Consider the following 22,244-nt stretch of genomic DNA (forward strand, 5'->3'; position numbering starts at 1 on the left):
TTCTTCACATCGAGTGGAGCCGCCGGTTAGTACTTGGTCTCGGCAGTGGTCATCTTAGTGCCGAGATCGGTAAAGAGCGTGTTCAACTGCTCACCAAGTGCAGTCGCACCAGTGATCAGGGCGACAGAGATCAGGGCGGCGATCAGGCCGTATTCGATTGCCGTTGCACCGGATTCGTCCTTCATCAGGCGGGCGAAAATGGTTTTCATGGAGGTTCTCCTACTTCGCGCGTTGTTCAGCACTTCCGCCAACTGTTTGCCGTTGATCGGATACCCCATAATTTAGCCGGGTCGAATTGCTATGAACTTAAAGAAACGAGTTAGCGCAAAGTAAAAGAGCCGAAGCTTTTGTAGCAATTTAGGATAGGTGCGTGAACGCTACTTGCATCATCGGCGACGCAGGGTAGGCCGCGAAGCCGCCCAGAGCGATTGCAATCCCGTATGGAATCTTCTTCGCAGTCAGCAACAGGCTGGGCACCGGCACTCCTGCAGCAAGAATCACATGTTCCTTCGAGCGGAGAAGGAGGATGACAAGCGCCAGAACTCCTCCAAGCACGGCAACCCAGATCAGGAATGAGACCAGAGACACGTTAAGGCCAAACCAGACAGCGCTTGCGGTTAGGAGTTTCGCGTCGCCTCCACCCATTACGCCCAGAGCGAAAAGCCAAAAGCACAGAGCAAATACCGTTGCCGCCGCCAGAAGATGGAGGCCGATCTGTCCGATATCCAGCCCGGCAACCGGCGCAATGACTACGAATGCGCCAAGCAGAATTGCGGACACTCGATTGGGAATGGTCATTGTCAACAGATCAGTGAGGGCCGCAACTGCTAGGCAAAGTGGGAAGACCACGAAGATAGATGCGATAACCATAATGTTAGGCCTGCCGAGATGTAGGAAGTTCTGTCGTAGCAAGTGCTCCGCACCGAATTCGGTTGCCGCACCCTTCTGAAGTGAAAAAGCCGCTTCGCGAGGAAGCGGCTTTCCATATCCACACCAGATGAGAAACTGCCGCTCAGTACTTGGTTTCGGCAGTGGTCATCTTGGTACCGAGATCGGTAAAGAGCGTGTTCAACTGCCCACCAAGCGTCGTGGCGCCAGTGATCAGGGCGACAGAGATCAGCGCGGCGATCAGGCCGTATTCGATTGCCGTTGCACCGGATTCGTCTTTCATCAGGCGGGCGAAAATGGTCTTCATGGAGGTTCTCCTACTTCACCGTGTTGTTCAGCACTTCCGCCAACTGTTTGCCGTTGATCGGATACCCTGAAAAATAGCGGGGTCGAATTGCCACCGGCTTAAGGAAACCGGTTAGCGCGAGGTAAAGGCGAAGCCCCCTTTTTCTGGGTGAATGCACCGGAAAGGGATGCGGTAAATTGCGCGGCGCTAATGTAACCTTTCATTCACCAAAACAGGTCAAGATGCGGGCAGCCATTCGCCATCAGGACGCGCCATGACCACGCCGATTGCGACCAAGCAGGTCGCCACGCTCGCCTTTCTCGCAGCCACGCTTGTTGGGATATCCGCCGCCGGCGGCGCGGGCGCAGCAGAGCAAATGATGCGGGTCTATATGGATCACGCGCGCGTGCTGAAACTCGACCGCCCGGTCAGCAAGGTGATCATCGGCAATTCGGACGTCGCGGACGCAACGGTCGCCGACCCGAAGACCATCGTCCTGACTGGCCGCAATTTCGGCACGACGAACCTCGTCATCCTCGACCAGGACGGCAATGCGATCGTCGACGAACGAATCCTCGTGTCGATCGACGAAGGCAACACCGTGCGCGTCTACAAGCAGACGACGCGCACCGTCTTCTCATGCTCTCCGAACTGCGAGCGTCACGCCGAACGCAAGGCGACCACGTCAGGCAGAAACTGAGGTCTACGTCTTATCAGACGCACAAAGGTCGCTGTAGCGCTTTGAGTGTGCTGCATGTTTTTATCCTTGGATCGCCTCCGATCAAGAGAACATGCAGTAGCCAAGACCACTAAAATTTTTCGGGTCTTGGAAAACGATTTTTCAACAGTCGCAGCGTATTCTCGCGTCAATTGCACAAAGCGGGCATGCGGGCGAAACTGCGTGCACCGCGTCGCTCACGACGTGACATGACGGAACGGCTAAATGTCGACGAATGCGAAAGCCTCCCCGCCCCGCCAGCGCACATCGCGCGGCATCTTCCGCCGCCTGCTTGGCGACAGAAAGGGCACGGCCGCGATCGAATTCGCTATCCTCGCCCTGCCGTTCTTCCTCGTCGTCTTCGCCTCGATCGAGACATTCGTGGCCTTCGCCGGCGAGCAGCTGCTCGCCAATGCGACCGACACCCTGGCGCGCAAGATCCGCACCGGCGAAATCACCTTCAACCAGGGTAAGTCGACGGACATGAGCGAAGCAGAATTCCGACAGGCCTTCTGCGACGAGATTGCCGTCCTCATGACCTGCTCTGCGACGGAGGTCAACCAGCCGGAAAAGCTATACCTGGATGTCCGCGAAGTCAGTGACCCCTCCCTGTTCCCGGCGGCGGTGCCGCGCGTCGGTTCATCCTCGTCCTCCGACCTCGACCCCAGCGGCTTCCAGTTCGCGCCGGGCGGCGCGCAGGAATTCACCATGGTGCGGGCCTATTACCGGTGGCAGGTGATCACCGATCTCGTACGGCCCTATGTCACCAAGCTCCGGCCCGCCGGCAGCAGCATGCCACGCGATTATCTGATGGTCGCAACCGCAACGTTCCGCAACGAAGACTATTGAGGGCACCATGGAACGCTCGCATGGAAAGACCTTTGTCCGGCGTGTCCTGGGCCCCTTGTCCCGCCTGTCGCGGGATCGTCGCGGCGTCGGCGGCGTGGAATTCGCCATCGTCGCGCCGCTGCTGATCATGGCCTATATCGGCGCATTCGAGATTTCCGTCGGCTTCACGGTGCTGCGCAAGGTCGCCCGTGCCTCGAGTGCCGTCGCCGACCTCGTGAGCCAGGAGCCGGACGTCGACACGGCCTTTCTGGACGGCATGAACGACGTCACGGAAAGCATTCTCGCGCCCTATAGCGGCACGAACTACACGCTGAAGATCACCGGCATACAGGTCACCGGTACGACGACTGGCACCGTCCTCTGGTCGCGCGACCAGGACGGCGGCACGCCTTACCCGGCCAATTCCACGACCGCTGTGCCCGCCGAGCTCGAGGCAGTGAACGCCTTCGTCGTGCGCACCGAACTCGTCGTCCCGCATGACCTGCTCCTCTTTGCACCGGATCTTTCGAGCAGCGTGAACACGATCGACCTCTCCCAAACCTCCTATTACCGCCAGCGCTTCGGCACGACGATCGAATGCTCGGGTTGCTGAGGCGTTCGATCCGCTCAATTGCATTGAATTTGGCACCGCGCTATTCCTGCCGGATTGGGCGGGATCGCTCCCGCCCGGTTCGATAGCACCGGACCGCGCCCGCGCTCCGGTTCAGCGGGTGTTCAATGGCGCGTGTCTTTCTCTTCGTCCTCGACTCCTTCGGCATCGGCGGTGCGCCCGACGCCGAGGCTTTCGGCGATCTCGGCGCCGATACGCTGGGACACATCGCCGAGTTTTGCGCGGCCGGCGCCGGCGGCCGCGCCGGTTTGCGCGAAGGGCCGCTGCAACTCCCCAACATGTCGGCGCTCGGCCTTATCCATGCGGCACGGCTTGCGACCGGGCGGGTTCCTGCCGGAATGCCGCTTCCGGAGCGCGTCTATGGCGTCTACGGCGCCGCCACCGAGGTTTCGCGCGGCAAGGACACGCCGTCGGGCCACTGGGAAATCACCGGCACACCGGTGACGTTCGATTGGGGTTATTTTCCGGCCGAAGGCGATGCCTTTCCGCCCGAGCTCGTCGAGGCGATCTGCCGTGAAGGCGGCGTTCCGGGCATTCTCGGCAATTGCCACGCCTCCGGCACCGACATCATCGCCCGCCACGGCGAAGAACACATGCGAAGCGGCAAGCCGATCTGCTACACCTCGTCCGACTCGGTCTTCCAGATCGCGGCGCACGAGCAGAGCTTCGGGCTCGAGCGGCTGCTGGAGTTCTGCGAGATCGTGCGGCGGCTCGTCGACGACTACAATATCGGCCGCGTCATCGCCCGGCCCTTCGTCGGCGACGATCCCGGCAATTTCACCCGCACCGGCAACCGGCGCGACTATTCGGTGCTGCCGCCGGAGCCGACCATCCTCGACCGGCTGAAGGACGCCGGTCGGACGGTGCATGCGATCGGCAAGATCGGCGATATCTTCGCCCACCAGGGCGTGACGCGGCTCACCAAGGCGAACGGCAACATGGCGCTCTTCGACGCGAGCCTCGCGGCGGTCGAAGAGGCGGAGGAGGGCGACCTCGTCTTCACCAATTTCGTCGATTTCGACATGCTCTACGGCCACCGCCGCGACGTGCCGGGCTATGCGGCGGCGCTCGAGGCATTCGACGCGCGCCTGCCCGATCTCGACAGGCGGCTGCGGCCCGGCGACATGGTCATACTCACCGCCGACCACGGCTGCGACCCCACCTGGCGCGGCACCGACCATACGCGCGAACGCGTGCCGGTCTTGATGTTCGGCCCGACGCTCAGGAGCCGGTCCTTCGGCATAGCCGACAGTTTCGCCCATATCGGCGAGACGGTCGCCCGACATCTCGGCATCGCCCCGGGTCCACATGGGAGAAGCCTTATTTGACCGCACATCTGAAGAAAGCCGAGCTGCATTGCCACATCGAGGGCGCCACACCGCCGGAACTGGCGCTGAGGCAGGCCCGCAAATACGGCGTCGACACGAGCGCCATCATCCGCGACAAGGCCTATGTCTGGGAGGATTTCACCAGCTTCGTGAAATGCTACGACGCGGTCGCCTCGCTGTTTCGCACCGAGGGCGACTATGCGCTGCTCGCCGAAACCTACCTGACGGAGCTCGCCGAAGCGGGAACGATCTACAGCGAGATCATCGTCTCGCCGGACCACGGCAATACGATCGGGCTCGGTGCCGACGCCTATCTCGAGGGGCTTGCCGCCGGCATGGAGGCGGCCAGGGCAAAAACCGGGATCGAGTCGCGCATGCTGATCACCGGCATCCGCCATCTCGGACCGGAATCGGTCGCCAGGACCGCCGAATATGCGGCCATGCACCGGCACCCGCTGGTCACCGGCTTCAACCTGGCGGGCGAGGAGCGCATGCACAGCGTCGCCGAGTTCGCCCGCGCCTTCGACATCGTCCGCGACGCGGGTCTCGGCCTGACCATCCACGCCGGCGAACTTTCCGGCGCCTTCAGCGTCCGCGACGCGCTCGACCATGTCCGGCCCTCCCGCATAAGCCATGGCGTTCGGGCGATCGAGGACGCGGATCTCGTCAAGCGGCTTGCCGACGAGGGTGTGGTGCTGGAGGTCTGCCCGGGCTCCAACATTTCGCTGCAAGTGTTTCCGGACTTTGCCTCGCACCCGCTGCGGCCGCTCTACGAGGCCGGCGTCCGCGTCACGCTCAACTCGGACGATCCGCCTTTCTTCCACACCTCGCTCGCGCAGGAATACGAGATCGCCGCACATGTGATGGGCTTTGGCGACAGCGACATCGACCGGATGACGAAGACGGCAATCGAATCGGCCTTCGTGGATGAGCCGACGAGAGAAAGACTGCTGGAAGCTTTGCACGTCTAGCTAAGTGCGCGATTGCCCCTCACCTTAGCCCTCTCCCCGCGAGCGGGGAGAGGGGACTGCGACGGCGCGGCATTTCCCTTCTCCCCGCCTGCGGGGAGAAGGTGCCGGCAGGCGGATGAGGGGCAACTCCACAGAGCAAGTTCGACCAACACCCTTGCGGCCTCACCTCTTTCCATGGAAAAGAGGTCGGACAGGCCAATTCTCGGGGAAGGTGAAGCCATGGACGGCGTTACAGTGATCGATCATCCGCTGGTGCAGCACAAGCTGACCATCATGCGCAAGAAAGAGACCTCGACCGCAGGATTTCGCCGGCTGCTCAAGGAAATCTCGACGCTGCTCTGCTACGAAGTGACGCGCGATCTGGAACTCACCATGGAGCGGATCGAGACGCCGCTGCAGGAGACGGACTCTCCCGTTCTAGAGGGCAAGAAGCTTGTCTTCGCCTCGATCCTGCGCGCCGGCAACGGCCTGCTCGAGGGCATGCTCGAGCTCGTGCCCTCGGCCCGCGTCTCGCATATCGGCGTCTATCGCGACCATGAGACGCTGCAGCCGGTCGAGTATTACTTCAAGGCGCCGGAAAGCCTCAACGAACGGCTCGTCATCGTCGTTGACCCGATGCTTGCGACCGGCAATTCCTCCATCGCAGCGGTCGAAAAGCTGAAGGAACGGGGCGCCAGGAATATCCGTTTCCTCTGCCTGCTTGCGGCACCGGAAGGCATCCGCAATTTCAAGGGAGCCCATCCGGACGTGCCGATCTTCACGGCCGCGATCGACAGCCACCTGAACGAGAAGGGCTATATCGTGCCGGGCCTCGGCGACGCAGGCGACCGCATGTACGGAACGAAATAAGTTCGTCCTTTGTTAACCAGATGTCCAAGCACATGAAGCGCCGCCGGTTTTCCGGCGGCTTTTTTGTGCGGCATTAGCAATGATGCGCTCAAATCGGTGGAATGCCCCGCCGATGCCCCGGAGACAGGAATGCTGACGCGTCTGATTGCCTTTGCCGGCGGACTTGCCGCCATCGCCCTCGTCGTGCCGGACCTCGTCTCCAATTATCTCGGTCGCGGGGAGCCCACATCGCCACTGCAAGCCGCGGCGAGCGCCACGCCGACCGGCAGCTATGCGAGCGGACAGGGCGTCGTGCTCGTAGCCGATCGCTCCGGCCATTTCGTCGGCACGTTCCGGATCAACGGGCGGTCGGAACAAGGGCTGGTCGACACAGGTGCAAGCACGATCGCCATCAATGCCTCTGCAGCCCGGCGGTTCGGCATCGCCGTCGGCAGCCTCTCCTTCGATGCGCGGGCGCAGACGGCCAACGGCATAGTCGAGGCCGCTCCTGTCAGCCTCGATCGCGTTGAAATCGGCGGCATCTCGGTTCGGAACGTCAAAGCCATGGTCCTTCCGGACAAGGCACTCTCGGGCATGCTCGTGGGCATGTCCTTCCTCAGCCGGCTATCGTCCTATAGGGTCGAGGACGGGGCGCTCCGGCTCATCAGATAATCCTGGATATGATGACGGGGCGCGCCTCGGGGGGCTCATCTCCAATCGTGCAGAGCCCCGCAATCCTTTCCCGCATGGCTTCCGCCTGGCTTCGGTCGGCGGCATGCACCAGGGCGATCGGCTCGCCTTTTTCCACCTTCGTGCCAAGCGGCAAGAGGTGGGAGAGGCCGACCCGATGGTCGATCCGGTCGTCCGGGCGCGTTCGCCCGCCGCCGAGCGCAATGACCGCCATTCCGAGCTCGCGCGTCTCGCACGCCGTCAGGTAGCCGTCGCGGCTAGCCGGCACGGAGATTATTGCCGGCGCCCTTTCGAGATAGACGTCCGGGCGATCGACGAAATCGGCCGGTCCGCCGAGCCGATGGACCATGAGCGCGAAGCGTTCCAGCGCGGCACCGCTGTCCAGGACGCGGCGAGCCAGCGCTTCCGCCTCAACCGCATGCGCCGAAATGCCCGCCGCGACGAGCATCTCTGCCGCGGAGGCCATCACCACCCGATCGAGCCGCGTGCCCGCCTTCTCGCCGCGCAGATAGGCGAGACAGTTTTCGACTTCGAGCGCGTTGCCGGCCGCATCCGCCAGCGGCTCGTTCATGTCGGTGATCAGCGCCGAGGTTCGAACGCCGGCACCGTTGGCGACGTCGACGAGCGAACGGGCGAGGGTTTTGGTTTCCGAGGGATCGGTCAGAAAGGAGCCGTTGCCGAGCTTGACGTCGAGCACCAGCGATTGAAGGCCGGCAGCGAGCTTCTTCGAAAGGATCGACGCGGTGATCAGCGGCACGGAATCGACCGTCGCCGTCACGTCGCGGATCGCATAGAGGCGCTTGTCGGCCGGCGCCAGATCGGCGGTCTGGCCGATGATGGCGCAGCCGACCTCATCGACGATCCGACGAAACAACTCGGGCGACGGCTGGATGTTATAGCCCGGGATCGATTCGAGCTTGTCGAGCGTGCCGCCGGTGTGGCCGAGGCCGCGGCCGGAGATCATCGGCACATTGGGACCGCAGGCGGCAATGATCGGCGCCAGCATCAGCGAGACATTGTCGCCGACGCCGCCGGTCGAATGCTTGTCCACTATGGGGCGGCCGAACTCGCTCCAGTCGAGGGTCTCGCCGGAATCGCGCATCGCCAGCGTCAGCGCCACGCATTCGTCGCGGTTCATGCCGGAAAACCACGTGGCCATGGCGAAGGCGGCAACCTGCCCCTCCGAGACAGACCCGTCGGTGACGCCGTCGATGAAGTCGCGTATTTCCGCCGGTTCGAGCCGACCGCCGTCCCTCTTCTTGCGGATCACCTCCTGGGGCAGCAGGGCCATCTCAGCCTTCGCTCGCGATCATTTCCTTGAGGATCGAAGCCAGCCGCTGGCCGCCGAAAGGCGCCATCTCCTTGGTCTCTTGATGGCTGAGCTCCGCGCCGGTCATGCCGGCGCCGAAATTGGTGATGACCGATGCGGCCGCAACCTTCAAGCCGAAGAACCGGGCGAGGATGACCTCCGGCACGGTGGACATGCCGACCGCGTCGGCACCCAGAATGCGGGCCATGCGGATTTCGGCCGGCGTTTCGAAGCTCGGGCCGGAGAACCACATATAGACGCCACGCGCGAGCGGTATGCCGAGCCGCTCGGCCGCCTCCTCCATCCCGACGGCGAGCGCCGCGTCATAGGCGTTCGTCATGCCGACGAAGCGGTCGTCGCTTTCGGCGCCGATCAGCGGATTGGCGCCGGAAAAGGCAATGTGATCGGCGATGCGCATCACCGAGCCGGGCGGCATGTCTTCGCGCAGCGATCCGGCCGAATTGGTCAGGATCAGATTTTCGACGCCTATCTGCTTCAGCGTTTCGATCGGCACGCGCATCGCATTGGCATCGCCACGCTCGTAGTAGTGAACCCGGCCGGACAGGATCGCGACCGGAACGTCGCCGAGCCGGCCGAGGACGAGCTCGCCGGCATGGCCGGAAACGCTGCTGACCGGGAAGCCAGGTATGTCGGCATAGGAGAAACGGACCGGCTCGGTCACCGCCTCGACGAGCGCGCCGAGACCCGAACCGAGGACGATACCATAGCGGGGTGACAGCCCGCCAAGTTTCTCAAGCAGGAATTCCGCCGCGCCGGTCATCCGAGGATCTCGGTTTCGAAGCTGTGCGGCAGCAGGTCGGCGAGCGCCAGGCTCTTCTTGATGCCCGTCTCGTCGCAGAGATAGATGCGGGTGCTGGCGCCGGAAAATTCCGCCAGCCGCTGCCGGCAGCCGCCGCAGGGCGGGCATAGCGCCAGCTTCTCGGCGATGACGGCGACTTCCATGATCTTGCGCTGCCCTGCCATCACCATGTGGCTGATCGCCGTCGTCTCGGCGCACCAGCCTTCGGGAAAAGAGAGGTTCTCGATGTTTGCGCCCGTATAGATCTTGCCATCCTCGGCCCGGATCGCCGCCCCCACCGGAAACTTCGAATAGGGGGCATGCGCCTTGGCCATGGCTTCACGCGCCGCGACGAAAAGCTCGTTTTCGGACATGGATCTTTCCTTGTTATTGTGCATGTCATTATCCCAAAACCGCTACACACTTTTGGGCGACATGCACTAGCGCTCCTTCACATAGGGTACGCCGCCGGCCTTGGGCGGGATGGCCTTGCCGATGAAACCGGCAAGCAGGATGACGGTGAGGATATAGGGCAGCGCCTGCATCAGTTGCACAGGCACCTGGCCGACGAGCGGCAGGGGTGTGCCCTGCAGGCGGATGGCGAGCGCGTCGAGGAAGCCGAAGAGCAGGCAGGCGAACATGACGTTCTTCGGCCGCCATTTGGCGAAGATCAGCGCCGCGAGCGCGATATAGCCCTTGCCCGCCGTCATCCCCTTGACGAAGCCGGCGGTCATCGCCAGCGACAGATAGGCGCCGGCAAAGCCACAGAGAATGCCGCAGCAGATGACCGCGCGGTACCGGAGCCAGATCACCGAAATGCCCGCCGTGTCGACCGCGCCGGGGTTTTCGCCGACCGCCCGGAGCCGAAGGCCGAAACGGGTGCGGTAAAGGATCCACCAGCTCGCCGGCACCATGGCGAAGGCGAGATAGGTGAGCAGGAAATGCCCGGACAGGAGATCCGCATAGATCGGCCCGAGGACCGGCACATCGCGGATCGCGTCCGCCCCGGGAAGGTTGATCGTCTGGAACCGTGCGCCTTCGGCAAGCGCCGGTGTGCGGCCACCCTGGCGGAACCAGGCTTCGCCGAGGATCACAGTGGAGCCGGCGACGATGAAGTTGATCGCCACGCCCGAGACGATCTGGTTGCCGCGCTGGGTGATCGAGGCATAGCCGTGCACCAGCGACAGGAGTATGGAGATGAGGATAGCGGCAAGGAGGCCCATCCAGACCGACTGGGTGACGGCGGCGACCGCGCCGGCCGCGAAGGCCGCACCGAGCATCTTGCCTTCAAGCCCGATGTCGAAGACGCCGGCGCGCTCGGTGAAGAGGCCGGCGAGCGCCGCAAAGACCAGCGGCACGGAGACGCGGATCGTCGATTCGAGGAGCACCACGAGGACGTGGAAGAAATCCATGGCTTCAGGCTCCCTTGGTCTGGACGACGGCCGCCGCGCGCTGGCCGCGCATCGCGAAGGCGCGGGTGATCGCCGGCCGGAACATGTTTTCGAGCGCGCCGGCAAAGAGGATGACGAGACCCTGGATGATGACGATCATGTCGCGCGAGATCGACGGCATCTCGAAGGCGATCTCGGCGCCGCCCTGGTAGAGAACACCGAAGAGGATCGCCGCGGGGATGATGCCGCCGGGATGCGAACGGCCCATCAGCGCGACGGCGATGCCGACGAAGCCGGCGCCCTGGACGAAATCGAGCTGCATTCGGAACTGCTCACCCATGATCGGGTTCAGCGCCATCATCCCGGCAAGGCCGCCGGAGATCATCATCGTGATGACGGTGATGCGGCTTTCGCGAATGCCGGCATAGCGCGCCGCCGAGGGGCTGTGGCCCATGGTGCGCATCTCGTAGCCGAGCTTGGTGCGCCAGATCAGCACCCAGACGCCGAAGGCGGCGGCGAGCGCCAGCAGGAAGGAGATGTTGAACGGCGCCGTTCCGACATCGAGGCCGAAGATCGACAGCAGCCAGTCGAGCTTCGGCAACTGCCCGCCCTCGGCGAAGTTCCGCGTCTGCGGCGCCATCGACCCGAGCGGTTTCAGGACGCGCGTCAAAAGATAGACCATCAGGCTCGAGGCGATGAAGTTGAACATGATGGTGGTGATGACGATATGGCTGCCGCGCTTGGCCTGCAGCCAGCCGGGCAGGAAGGCCCAGAGCGCGCCGAAGAAGACCGAGCCGAGAATGGCGAGCGGGAAGACGACATACCAGGGCAACGTCTGGTCAAGCCATAGGCAGGCGAGCGCCACGCCGATGCCGCCGACATAGGCCTGACCCTCGCCGCCGATATTGAAGAGCCCGGCATGAAAAGCGACGGCGACGGCAAGCCCCGTGAAGATGAAGGTCGTCGCGTAATAGAGCGTGAAGCCGATATATTCGCCGCGCCCGAAAGCGCCGTTGATCAGGTGGTAGGCGGCCTCGAACGGATTTTCGCCGACGAGCAGCACGACGAGACCGGCGACGAGGAAGGCGACGGCAAGGTTGATCAGCGGGATCAGGCCATATTCGACCCAGCCCGGCAGCTTCGCGTAAGGTGTGCTCATTCTGCGGCCTCCTTGCGGCCTTCGACACCGGCCATCAGGAGACCGAGTTCGCCCTCCGTCGCCTCCGGGCTGCGCTCGCCGACGACGCGGCCGGCAAACATCACGAGGATGCGGTCCGAAAGCGAGCGGATCTCGTCGAGTTCGACCGAGACGAGCAGCACGGCCTTGCCCTGGTCGCGCATCTCTATGATCCGCTTGTGAATGAATTCGATCGCGCCGACATCGACGCCGCGGGTCGGCTGGCCGATGATCAGCACATCGGGGCCACGCTCCATTTCGCGGGCAAGCACGATCTTCTGCTGGTTGCCGCCGGAGAAATTGGCCGTCTTCAACCGGGCATTCGGCGGGCGGATGTCGTATTTGGCGATCTTCTCCTCGGCATCCTTGCGGATCGCGTCGATGTCGAGAAAGACGCCGTTCAGATAGCGCGGGTCGTTGTGGTAACCGAGAATGGCGTTCTCGCTCTCCTCGAACTTCAAGACAAGACCGACGTGATGCCGGTCTTCCGGGACATGCGCCAAGCCGCGGGCCCGGAGTTCGGCGGGATCCCTATGGCCCGTCACGTCGACGGACTGGCCGTTCAAAAGCACGGTTCCGGAAGTCGCCTTGCGGATGCCGGCGATCGCCTCGAGCAGTTCCGACTGGCCGTTGCCGGCGACACCGGCAATGCCGACGATCTCGCCGGCCCGCACCTCGAGGGAGACATCGTCGACCATGGTCACGCCGCGGCTGTCCTTGACCGTCAGTCCTTCGACAGCAAGCTTCACGTCACCGGGGCTGGCTTCCCCCTTCTCGACGCGCAGCAGCACGCGGCGGCCGACCATGAGCTCGGCAAGCTCCTCGACAGAGGTCTCGCGCGTCGTGCGGGTCGCGACCATCTCGCCGCGGCGCATCACCGAGACCTCGTCGGTGATCGCCATGATCTCGCGCAGCTTATGGGTGATCAGGATGATCGTCTTCCCCTGCGCCTTGAGCTGACCGAGAATGCGGAAGAGGTGGTCGGCCTCGGCCGGCGTCAGCACGCCGGTCGGCTCGTCGAGAATGAGGATATCGGCTCTGCGATATAGGGCTTTCAGGATTTCCACCCGTTGCTGGAGGCCGACCGGCAGCTCCTCGATCAGCGCATCCGGATTGACCTCGAGCGCGTATTCCTTTTCAAGCCCCTTCAGTTCCTGGCGCGCCTTGGCGATGCCCTTGTTGAGGATCTGGCTGTCCTCGGCGCCCAGCATGACGTTCTCGAGCACGGTGAAATTCTCGACCAGCATGAAGTGCTGATGCACCATGCCGATGCCGACGGAGATCGCCGTGTTCGGATCGCGAATGGCAACTTCCTTTCCGTCGACGAATATCTCGCCACGGTCGGCCTGGTAGAAGCCGTAGAGGATCGACATCAGCGTCGATTTACCGGCGCCATTTTCACCGATGATACCGTGGATGGTGCCCTTGCGAACCTTGAGGTTGATGTCATTGTTGGCATGGACCGGACCGAAGCTCTTGTCGATCCCGCGCAATTCGATGGCAATATTGTCCATATTGGCCTGCGATCCCCTTTTTGCCCGCTTCGACCCGCCCCAGGACCGTGCCGGCAAATTTTTACCATTTGGTCTAAGTTTATCACCGATTTTCCGGCACGGAAGCCTCAAATCGCGATCTCCTTATACTCTCATCGGATCGCCGGTGAGAGTCCAGCATGAATATACACAGGCGGATCGGGGCTATGCGGGCGGTGAGCGCGGCAAGCTGCAAGACCCCTCCCCAACCCCTCCCCACAAGGGGGAGGGGCTCTGACGCGCCTTGAACGCCCGCCATTTCAAGACGTTGCTATCAGGCGCAGGGGCAGACACAGGAGTCGAAACGGCGCGGCATCGGAAGCCCCTCCCCCTTGTGGGGAGGGGTTGGGGAGGGGTCTCCGGGGCGGTATCAGAACCGGACCAACCTGATTGCGCTACCCGACCGCCTCAGCCTTTCGCTGGCCACTGCAGCAAGCGCAGCGCGTTGATCGTTACCAGGACCGTGGCGCCGGTGTCGGCCAGGATCGCCGGCCAGAGGCCGGTCACGCCGGCAATGGTCGTCGCAAGAAAGACGCCCTTGAGGCCAAGCGCCATGGCTATGTTCTGGTAGATATTACGCATCGTTCGCCGCGACAGCCTCACCATCGCGGCAATATCCGTGACGCGCCCATGCAGGCTGGCGGCGTCGGCCGTCTCGAGAGCCACGTCGGTGCCTCCGCCGACGGCAATGCCGACATCGGCCGCCGCCAGTGCCGGCGCGTCGTTGATGCCGTCGCCGACCTTGGCGACGACGTATCCCTCGGCTTTCAGTTCGCCAACGATACGCTGCTTGTCTTCCGGCAGGAGTTCGGCGCGCGCCTCGATCCCGAGCCGGCCGGCAATGGCATGCGCGGTGCCCCGGTTGTCGCCGGTGAGCATGATCACACGAAGGCCGATACCGGCCAGCGCCTTCAGGCCCGCCGCGGCATCGGCACGCGGTTCATCGCGCATGGCGAGAGCGCCGGCCGCACGGCCATCGGCGACCAGCACCGAAACGGTCTTCCCTTGATCGTGCAGGGCGGCGACCTGCGCCTTCTGCTCGGCCGTCAACGGCACGCGGTGGTCAGCCGCCTGCGGCGAGCCAAGAAAGAGGTCTGCGCCCGCCACCCTGCCGCCGACGCCTTTGCCGCCGAGCGCCTTGACGTCCGCGACAGCCGGCAATGCGACTCCATCGGCTTCGGCGCGGCACAGGATCGCCTGGGCCAGCGGGTGGCTCGATCCTTGTTCGAGGGCGGCCGCATGGCTGAGAACATCCGCTCCGCTTCGGTCGAATCCGAGAATATCCGTCACCCTCGGCTTACCTTCGGTGAGCGTGCCGGTCTTGTCGAAGGCGACGGCCGTGACCTCGCCGAGACCTTCGAGCACCGAGCCGCCCTTGATGAGCAGGCCACGGCGCGCGCCGGCCGAAAGGCTGGCGGCGATGGCCGCCGGTGTGGAGATGACCAGGGCGCAGGGGCAGCCGATCAGCAGAAGGGCCAGCCCCTTGTAGATCCACTCCTGCCAGAGCCCACCGAGGAAGAGCGGCGGCACCATCGCAACCAGCGCGGCGACGAGAGCCACGGCCGGCGTATAGGTGCGGGAGAACCGGTCGATGAACCGTTCCGTCGGCGCCTTTGTCTCCTGCGCCTCCTCGACGAGCCTGATGACGCGGGCGATGGTGTTGTCGGCGGCAGCGGCGGTGACGCGCAGCCGCAAGGCTCCGTCTCCGTTGACCGTGCCGGCGAAGACGCTGTCGCCCGGCCCCTTCAAAACGGGCGCGCTCTCGCCGGTGACCGGCGCTTCGTCGATGCCGCTCTCGCCGGTGAGGATCACCCCGTCGGCGGCGAGCCGGTCGCCGGGCCGGACGAGAATGATGGCGCCGGCCGGCAGGCTCTCCGCCGGCACCTCGATCAACCGGCCCTGTGCCTCCATGTGCGCCGTTTTCGGCACAAGCGCGGTCAGCGCCTCGATGCTCGCCCGTGCCTTGCCGGCGGCGATCCCCTCCAGGAGTTCGCCGATCAGGAAGAGAAACACGACCATAGCCGCCTCCTCGCCCGCGCCGATAAAGACCGCGCCGACCGCCGCGATCGTCATCAGCATCTCGATGGAAAAAGGCGTGCCGGCGAGTGCGGCCATGACCGCACGTCTCGCGATCGGCAGCAGGCCGACAAGCATGGCAAGGGTGAATATCCAGGGCTCGGTCGCAGGAAAGAGTTTTCCGACACCATAGGCGCAGACCAGTGCGCCGCCGCAGGCCAGTGTCAGCCTGCCCCTTCCTGTTCGCCACCACGGCTCCGTGTGGCGCACATGGTCCGCGGCGGCGCTAAATTTCGTAAGGTCGAGGGAAGGTTCGGGCGGGACATCAGGGGAGTGCCCATGGCCGTGATCATGACCCTCGGCGCCATGGGGATGGCCGCAGCAAGCATGTGCGCCCGGCAGCGATGAACCCGACCTCGCTTCGCCAGCCAGGGGCGAGAGCCCGTAACCAAGCCCGACGACCTTCCGATTGATCGCCGGGCCGACATCTGCGTGGTCGGCATGGCGCACCGTCATCGTCGCCGCAGTCACCGACACGCTGACATCCTCGACACCGACGACCCGCCTAACGGCGGTGTCGATCTTTGCGGCGCAGGACGCGCAATCCATGCCGTCGACGCGATATCTCGTTTCCCGAATCGGACCTGTCATGCATCGCCTCCTTTAGCTTCAGGAGCAGGCTACAACCTCTAGCGCCTAGAGCTACAAGCGGAAAAAGTGTCGGGGGGGCGCGACGTTGCAGGCCTGTAAGCGCCATTCCGCAGCGCCGGCTACAGTTTCGGCTCTTCAAGCAGCGGCTTGAAAGTCGGCCGACATTTGCAACCGGTTCGTGCCCTTGCTTCGTGGCCGCGCGACTCCCTCAAATACCCCTAATTTCTAGTTGCAAACTCGACACAACCATGTATTTTCATTGCTGCCCTGACACAACCTATAACGCTCAATGGTCTGATCGACTCGTAACGTTTGCGGCCGCATTGCCGTGCCATGGCTTTATTTCCATACCCCGGAATCAAAATCGCCCTGGCCGGGAACGGTCAGGGCATTCCGTGCCGGGGCGCGACAATGCTTTTCGGAAGATCAGGCGGGGCCGTCATGTCCCATGAGGTGACTCCTTCCCATGTGCTTCCTGTGATATCTTTCCGACTTGTGCTTCCTTGCGGAGGGAAAGCAACATGGAAGCTCTTACGGTCTTCGCACGAAACTGCATTCTCGCTGTTTTATCCGGCTGCATGCTTCTCTCGTCTCCGGTGGCGGCCGAAGAGGCCGCCGATGTAGCGACCGGGACGCGGCTCGCCGAATTGCTCAGGGCCGCCCGGAGCGTGCTTTCGAATTATCAGTCGCTCATCAATGATCCGGCCGTCGCAGACAAGCATCTCGATGGCGAGCGTTTCACGGCGGAAGCGATTGCCCTTTACGGCAAGCGCACCGGCAGTCAATTGATCTCCGATGATCTGGCGGAGCGCGACCGCAAACTGCTCCAGGCACAGGTCGAGGCCATGCGCGAGGTGATCGACGAACATCAGCACGACATCAACCGACCCGGCATAGGCTTCAAGGGTTTTGTGCCGGCCGTCTTCGCTCGCCTGATGAACGAAAAATTCGCCGCCAAGGTGGGAAACGACGCACTGGTGCGCGTGACTGCGCCGGAGGTCCTGGTGCGTAACCGCAAGTCGCTTCCGGACGCCTGGGAGGCGAAGGTCATCGAGGAGGTCTTCCCGGATCCGCAGAGACCGAAGGGAGACAGTTACACGGAAATGACGACGATGAACGGCCGCCCTGCCTTTCGTATGCTGCTGCCGGAATACTACACCGAGTCCTGTCTCACCTGTCACGGCGCGCCGAAGGGTGAAATCGACGTCACCGGCTATCCGAAAGAGGGCGGCAAGGCGGGCGACCTGGGCGGTGCGATCAGCATCGTCTTGTTCCAATGAGCGCGCTGGGAGAGAAATTGCGGCCAGTCTCGACCGTGCCGGCGCCGGCCAGGAAGCTTGCCAGCCGGCTCGCCAACCTGCCGATCTCCGTCCGCGTCGCAACGCTGACCGCGGCCGGCCTGATCAGCCTTGTCCTCTCATCGGTCTTTCTCACCCAGGCGCTCCATCGCAGCGCCGAGCGCATGGCCGACACCCAGGAATTGTTCGATCGCGCCGCATCGGCGGCGGCGGCGCATGTCGCCTTCGGCGATCTGAGATACTGGCTGACCGATCTCTCCGTCAGTCTGCTGATGAACTCGCAGCGCAATGCCGAGCAGGCCCGCGAACGCCTGCATGCCCAACTGGAGCGCCTTGCCAAGCACTCCCCGGACGCCGTCCGGGAAATTCGCACGGAAATCGACGCCTATGTCGAGACGGCGCTGCAGGCAACGGAAAGCTATACCCAGGACAACCGCATCCTCGGCAACACCTTGCTGGCAAAGGCACGCACTCACAGCGGCCATGTCGATACGAATCTCAACAGGCTCGTCGAGCAGGTAAAGGCCGATGCCGAGGCCGCCCGCAACGAGGTCGTGGCGCAGACGCAGAAGACGGCCAGAACCGCCGCCGTCCTGGTGGGCGGCGTGGTGCTGATCGGCTCGCTTCTGACGCTCCTCGTGCTGCGCTCCATCGTCGGCCCGCTGCGGCGCCTCAATCGCGTGATCGGCGACCTGACCGAGGGCCGCTACGATGTGGCGATCCCCGAGGAGGGCGGCGACGAATTCGGTGCGATGGCGAAAGCGCTTTCTCTTTTCCAGCAGAACGCGATCGAAAAGAAGAAGCTCGAAGACGAGGCGGAGCGGCAAAGGCGGACGATCGCCGCGGCACTCGAGGCGATCTCCGACGGCTTCGTCCTCTATGACCCGGATGACAGAATCCTCGTGGCCAACAGCAAGTATTGCGAGATTTTCCCGAGCCACAAACCAAACGAGCTTCGCGGCAAGAGCTTCCGCGAGATCCTCGAGCAGAATCTCGCAAAAGGGAAAGTGGACCTTGAGGGCAAGGGGCCGGAAGAGTGGGTCGAGGAACGCCTGCGCCTCCACCGAGATCCGGCCGGGCTCGTCGACGAGAAACGGTTCGGCGACAAGTGGGTGCGCATCACCAAGCGCAAGGTCCCCGACGGTGGAACGGTGGCCGTCTATACCGACATCACCGAACTCAAGCAGCGACAGGTCGAGCTCGAGCGTGCCAAGAGCAATGCCGAGGCGGCAAGCGAAGCAAAGAGCCGCTTCCTCGCCTCGATGAGCCACGAATTGCGCACGCCGCTCAACGCGATCATCGGCTACAGCGAGATGCTGATGGAGGAGGCGCGCGATCACGACGGAGACGAGCTGGTTGCCGACCTTGAGAAAATTGCCTCGGCCGGCCGGCATCTGCTGTCGCTCATCAACGACATCCTCGACCTGTCGAAGATCGAGGCGAACAAGATGGAGGTCTTCCTCGAAACCTTCGGCGTCGCCGAATTGCTCGCCGACGTGAGTGCGACTGTCGCACCGTTGATGGCGAAGAACCGCAACGAATTCATCCAGGAACTCGACGGCGACCTCGGGGAGATGCACTCGGACCAGACCAAGCTGCGCCAGAATCTCTTCAACCTGCTGAGCAATGCGGCGAAATTCACCAATGGCGGCCGGGTCACGCTTTCGGCTCGGCGCGAAGGGCGAGCGGACGGCGATTGGCTCGTCTTCAAGGTCTCCGATACCGGCATCGGCATGACGGCGGAACAGCAGGACCGGCTTTTCAGCGCCTTCACGCAGGCCGATGCTTCCACCACCCGCAACTACGGCGGTACCGGCCTGGGGTTGAGCATCACCCGCAGTTTCAGTCGCATGATCGGCGGCGTCGTCAATGTCGAAAGCGAAGTCGGAAAGGGCTCGGTCTTCACGATGGAAGTGCCGGCACGCTGCAGGCGGGAGGCCGAAGAGGCTCAGGCAGCCGAGCCGTCGCGGATCATCCAGCCGGGCCGCACCGCCCTCATCATCGACGACGACCCGGCGGCCCGCAACCTGATCGCAAAAGCGCTCGCGGAAGCCGGCCTTGCCTCGATACAGGCGGCAAGCGGAGCGGAAGGCATAACGGTTGCACGGGAGCATCGGCCCGATGCCATCATTCTCGATATCATCATGCCCCGCCAGGATGGCTGGTCGGTGCTGCGCACGTTGAAGAGCGATCCTGAACTCTGCACCATCCCCGTGATCCTCGCGACAATCCTGGCCGATCGCGACCTCGGCCTGTCACTCGGTGCGGTCGAATATCTGACCAAGCCCATCGACACCGACAAGCTGATCCGGACGATTGAGGCCTGCGGAGGCGGAAACCGCGACGTGCTGGTCGTCGACGACGACCAGGCTTCCCGCGAGTTCCTGAGGCGCATTCTGGTGAAGAGAGATTGGAGGGTCCACGAGGCGGGCGACGGCGTGCGCGGTCTCGAAATGATGAAACGGCTTCTGCCCCGCCTGGTCCTGCTCGACCTGCTGATGCCGGAAATGGATGGATTCCAGACGCTCAGCGAGATGCAGAGAATCCCTGAGCTGCAGGACATTCCGGTGGTCGTGGTCACGTCGAAGGATCTCTCGGCGAATGAGTTGGGGTGGCTGCGCGATCGGGCGGTCGCTGTCGTCAACAAGGGGGCAAACAGCAGGTCGCAACTGGTCAAAGCCCTCGAGCGCCAGATCGCGTCGCGTGAAACGGCCGGTCAGGCCATCGGCGGCGACTGAAGCCTACTGCAGGTTTCCTTAATCGTAGCCGATTCAAGGATAAAAACATGCAGCGCTTCAAAGGGCTACAGCGTCTTCGTGCGTCTGAAAAGACGGACGGCGCTGTAGGCGTCCGTGCAAACCTGCAGCAGGCCGGAGGAAATCGGAAATGACGAGAATCCTTCTGGTGGAAGACAATGAAATGAACCGCGACATGCTTTCGCGGCGGCTGTCTCGCCGCGGCTTCGACGTGCTGATTGCGGAAAACGGCAAGGCCGGCGTCGAGCTTGCCGCTTCGGAAAAGCCCGATCTGATCCTGATGGATATGAGCCTGCCGGTCATGGACGGCTGGGAAGCGACCAGGCAGATCAAGGCCAATCCGCTCACCTCTACGATTCCGGTCATCGCGCTGACGGCCCACGCCATGGCGAGCGACCGGGACATGGCGCTCGACGCCGGCTGCGACGACTATGACAGCAAGCCGGTCGACCTGCCGCAGCTTGTCCGCAAGATCGAGCAGTTGCTCACCACATCCCATTGAATGGCGGTTGAACAATGAGTGTCGGGAATGAATTCCAGCGTCAGGCCCTCGCCACCCACGTGGCGCAGCGGATGGCTGGCCCGGCACAGGCGATCCTGGGCTTCCAGGAACTGTTGCTCGAACAGGCGCGGGATCTCGGCTTGGCCCATATGTTCACCGACCTGGAGCGGATCGGCGACGCGGCAAGACAATTGAACGGTCTCATCGATCGCCTGATCGACGACAAGGCGAAGTGCCCGGCGGGAGAGGAAGCCGAAGCGGAAGCACGGCTGCGCCATGACCTGCGCACGCCGCTCAACGCCATCATCGGCTATTCCGAAATGATCCTCGAAGAGACCGGAGAACTGCACCCGCACACGTTGAAGGAGGATCTTGGCGTGATACTGGCGGCGGCGGCTGAGCTGTTGAAGCACGTTGATGCCATTGCGGGCCTTTCGCGCGGGGGAGCCATCGAAGCGCTGCAGCCAAGGGACCAGGCCGGGCTCGACGCGGCCGAACTTGAGCGGCTGCTGTTCGCGACCGAGCGTGGCGCCTGGCCGGATCAGGGCGGCAGGATTCTCGTCGTCGATGACGTCGCCAGCAATCGCGACCTTCTCTCCCGCCGGCTTCGGCGCGAGGGCCATCGCGTCGTCACCGCCGATTCCGGCCGCTCGGGACTCGCCAGACTGGCAGAGGACGAGTTCGACCTCATTCTGCTCGACATACTGATGCCGGACATGAACGGCATCGAAGTCCTCTCGCGGCTGAAGGCGGAGGACCGATGGCGGCACGTCCCGGTGATCATGATATCGGGCTTGAGCGAAGTTGCCGCGGTGGCCCGCTGCATCGAGGCGGGGGCGGATGACTATCTGACGAAACCGTTCAATCCCGTCCTGCTTCGGGCGCGCATCAACTCCACCCTCGAGAAGAAGCGCTGGCTCGACCGCGAGCATCGCTATCTTCAGCAGATCGAAACGGAGAAGCGGCGCGCCGACAGCCTTATTCACGCGATCCTGCCCGACCAAATCGTTGCCCGGTTGCAAGGCGGCGAGGAGATCATCGCCGACCGCTTCGAAGAGGTTTCCATCCTGTTCGCCGATATCGTCGGCTTCTCGTCCATCGCGGCAAGGCTGCCGCCGTCAGATTTGGTCAGGCGGCTGGACCGGATGTTCAGCAAGTTCGATTTGCTGACCGAGCAGCATCGCGTGGAGAAGATCAAGACCATCGGCGATGCCTATATGGCCGCCTGCGGCATTCCGGAAGCTTCGGCGGATCACGCCGACAGGATCGTGGCTCTCGGGAAATCGATGCTGGAATCGTTGCAGGACACCGTCCCCGACGGCGACCGCTTTCGGGTCCGCATCGGCATTCATTCGGGGCCGGTCGTCGCCGGCCTGATCGGCCGGCTTCGCTTCGTCTACGACGTGTGGGGAGAAACGGTGAACATCGCAAGCCGGCTCGAATCCCAGGGTGTTCCCGACAGCGTGCAGATCTCGGAGGCGACCAGACGCGCCCTGCACGGCCAGTGGGCGCTCGAACCGCGCTGCGCCCTCGATCTGAAGGGCATCGGCCGGATCGAGACCTACCTCGTGCGCTAAACTGGAGCCGGCACGGCCTTGAAACGCGAAAGGCGCCCTGCGGGCGCCTTTGTCGGTGTCGTTGGTTG

21 protein-coding genes are annotated in these 22,244 nt (G+C 63.4%); 11 read left to right on the forward strand and 10 right to left on the reverse strand.

The window, feature by feature from the left end; genetic code table 11:
• Positions 1-26 precede the first annotated feature (26 nt).
• From AU381_RS11355 to AU381_RS11365, 3 genes are all read right to left on the reverse strand, one after another.
• Complete coding sequence (locus AU381_RS11355) at positions 27-209, reverse strand: Flp family type IVb pilin (protein WP_018235348.1); 183 nt, start codon at positions 207-209, stop codon at positions 27-29.
• Positions 210-357: 148 nt separating this feature from the next.
• Positions 358-870, reverse strand: coding sequence for an A24 family peptidase (locus AU381_RS11360; RefSeq protein WP_064241795.1), 513 nt, complete (start codon positions 868-870; stop codon positions 358-360).
• Positions 871-1,012: 142 nt separating this feature from the next.
• Positions 1,013-1,195, reverse strand: coding sequence for a Flp family type IVb pilin (locus tag AU381_RS11365; protein WP_018235350.1), 183 nt, complete (start codon positions 1,193-1,195; stop codon positions 1,013-1,015).
• Positions 1,196-1,448: 253 nt separating this feature from the next.
• Here AU381_RS11365 and AU381_RS11370 point away from each other — a divergent pair, with 253 nt between their 5' ends.
• The 7 genes from AU381_RS11370 (at position 1,449) to AU381_RS11400 (ending at position 7,150) form a co-directional block, all read left to right on the forward strand.
• On the forward strand, positions 1,449-1,874 hold the full coding sequence (locus tag AU381_RS11370; RefSeq protein WP_064241796.1) for a pilus assembly protein N-terminal domain-containing protein: 426 nt from the start codon (positions 1,449-1,451) through the stop codon (positions 1,872-1,874).
• A 243-nt stretch (positions 1,875-2,117) separates the two neighbouring features.
• Positions 2,118-2,741, forward strand: a complete 624-nt coding sequence (locus AU381_RS11375; protein ID WP_064241797.1) for a TadE/TadG family type IV pilus assembly protein — start codon at positions 2,118-2,120, stop codon at positions 2,739-2,741.
• A gap of 7 nt (positions 2,742-2,748) precedes the next feature.
• Complete coding sequence (locus AU381_RS11380) at positions 2,749-3,333, forward strand: TadE/TadG family type IV pilus assembly protein (protein ID WP_064241798.1); 585 nt, start codon at positions 2,749-2,751, stop codon at positions 3,331-3,333.
• 125 nt (positions 3,334-3,458) lie between these two features.
• Complete coding sequence (locus tag AU381_RS11385; RefSeq protein ID WP_064241799.1) at positions 3,459-4,679, forward strand: phosphopentomutase; 1,221 nt, start codon at positions 3,459-3,461, stop codon at positions 4,677-4,679.
• On the forward strand, positions 4,676-5,650 hold the full coding sequence (locus AU381_RS11390; RefSeq protein ID WP_064241800.1) for an adenosine deaminase: 975 nt from the start codon (positions 4,676-4,678) through the stop codon (positions 5,648-5,650). The genes AU381_RS11385 and AU381_RS11390 overlap by 4 nt, the downstream gene beginning before the upstream one ends.
• Positions 5,651-5,869: 219 nt before the next feature.
• Positions 5,870-6,499, forward strand: coding sequence for a uracil phosphoribosyltransferase (upp, locus tag AU381_RS11395; protein ID WP_064241801.1), 630 nt, complete (start codon positions 5,870-5,872; stop codon positions 6,497-6,499).
• 129 nt (positions 6,500-6,628) lie between these two features.
• Positions 6,629-7,150: a TIGR02281 family clan AA aspartic protease gene (locus tag AU381_RS11400; RefSeq protein ID WP_064241802.1), complete on the forward strand. Its 522-nt coding sequence runs from the start codon at positions 6,629-6,631 to the stop codon at positions 7,148-7,150.
• On the opposite strand, the gene deoA is transcribed toward AU381_RS11400, so the two are convergent.
• From deoA to AU381_RS11435, 7 genes are all read right to left on the reverse strand, one after another.
• Positions 7,143-8,459: a thymidine phosphorylase gene (gene deoA / locus AU381_RS11405; protein WP_064241803.1), complete on the reverse strand. Its 1,317-nt coding sequence runs from the start codon at positions 8,457-8,459 to the stop codon at positions 7,143-7,145. The genes AU381_RS11400 and deoA overlap by 8 nt on opposite strands.
• A 1-nt stretch (position 8,460) precedes the next feature.
• Entirely contained in the window at positions 8,461-9,258 is a 798-nt protein-coding gene (locus AU381_RS11410; RefSeq protein WP_064241804.1) for a purine-nucleoside phosphorylase, read from the reverse strand.
• On the reverse strand, positions 9,255-9,674 hold the full coding sequence (locus tag AU381_RS11415; RefSeq protein WP_064241805.1) for a cytidine deaminase: 420 nt from the start codon (positions 9,672-9,674) through the stop codon (positions 9,255-9,257). Before AU381_RS11415 ends, AU381_RS11410 begins: the two co-directional genes overlap by 4 nt.
• A 42-nt stretch (positions 9,675-9,716) precedes the next feature.
• Positions 9,717-10,688, reverse strand: a complete 972-nt coding sequence (locus tag AU381_RS11420; RefSeq protein WP_064241806.1) for an ABC transporter permease — start codon at positions 10,686-10,688, stop codon at positions 9,717-9,719.
• A gap of 4 nt (positions 10,689-10,692) precedes the next feature.
• Positions 10,693-11,826 carry an ABC transporter permease gene (locus AU381_RS11425; protein WP_064241807.1) on the reverse strand — a complete coding sequence of 378 codons (1,134 nt, stop codon included), beginning with the start codon at positions 11,824-11,826 and terminating at the stop codon, positions 10,693-10,695.
• Complete coding sequence (locus tag AU381_RS11430; protein WP_064241808.1) at positions 11,823-13,358, reverse strand: ABC transporter ATP-binding protein; 1,536 nt, start codon at positions 13,356-13,358, stop codon at positions 11,823-11,825. Before AU381_RS11430 ends, AU381_RS11425 begins: the two co-directional genes overlap by 4 nt.
• Positions 13,359-13,784: 426 nt before the next feature.
• The gene (locus AU381_RS11435; protein WP_064241809.1) at positions 13,785-16,043 is read right to left on the reverse strand and encodes a heavy metal translocating P-type ATPase; all 2,259 of its coding nucleotides are present in this window, start codon (positions 16,041-16,043) and stop codon (positions 13,785-13,787) included.
• 521 nt (positions 16,044-16,564) lie between these two features.
• Between AU381_RS11435 and AU381_RS11440 the strand changes: the two genes are divergently transcribed.
• The 4 genes from AU381_RS11440 (at position 16,565) to AU381_RS11455 (ending at position 22,176) form a co-directional block, all read left to right on the forward strand.
• On the forward strand, positions 16,565-17,323 hold the full coding sequence (locus AU381_RS11440) for a Tll0287-like domain-containing protein (protein WP_064241810.1): 759 nt from the start codon (positions 16,565-16,567) through the stop codon (positions 17,321-17,323).
• Positions 17,320-20,079 (forward strand): response regulator, encoded by a 2,760-nt coding sequence (locus AU381_RS11445; RefSeq protein ID WP_064241811.1) that lies wholly within the window; start codon positions 17,320-17,322, stop codon positions 20,077-20,079. Before AU381_RS11440 ends, AU381_RS11445 begins: the two co-directional genes overlap by 4 nt.
• Positions 20,080-20,227: 148 nt before the next feature.
• Complete coding sequence (locus AU381_RS11450) at positions 20,228-20,599, forward strand: response regulator (RefSeq protein WP_064241812.1); 372 nt, start codon at positions 20,228-20,230, stop codon at positions 20,597-20,599.
• Between the two features lie 14 nt (positions 20,600-20,613).
• Positions 20,614-22,176 (forward strand): adenylate/guanylate cyclase domain-containing protein, encoded by a 1,563-nt coding sequence (locus tag AU381_RS11455; RefSeq protein ID WP_064241813.1) that lies wholly within the window; start codon positions 20,614-20,616, stop codon positions 22,174-22,176.
• Positions 22,177-22,244 lie beyond the last annotated feature (68 nt).

The organism is Sinorhizobium glycinis, from assembly GCF_001651865.1.
Taxonomy (GTDB): domain Bacteria; phylum Pseudomonadota; class Alphaproteobacteria; order Rhizobiales; family Rhizobiaceae; genus Sinorhizobium; species Sinorhizobium glycinis.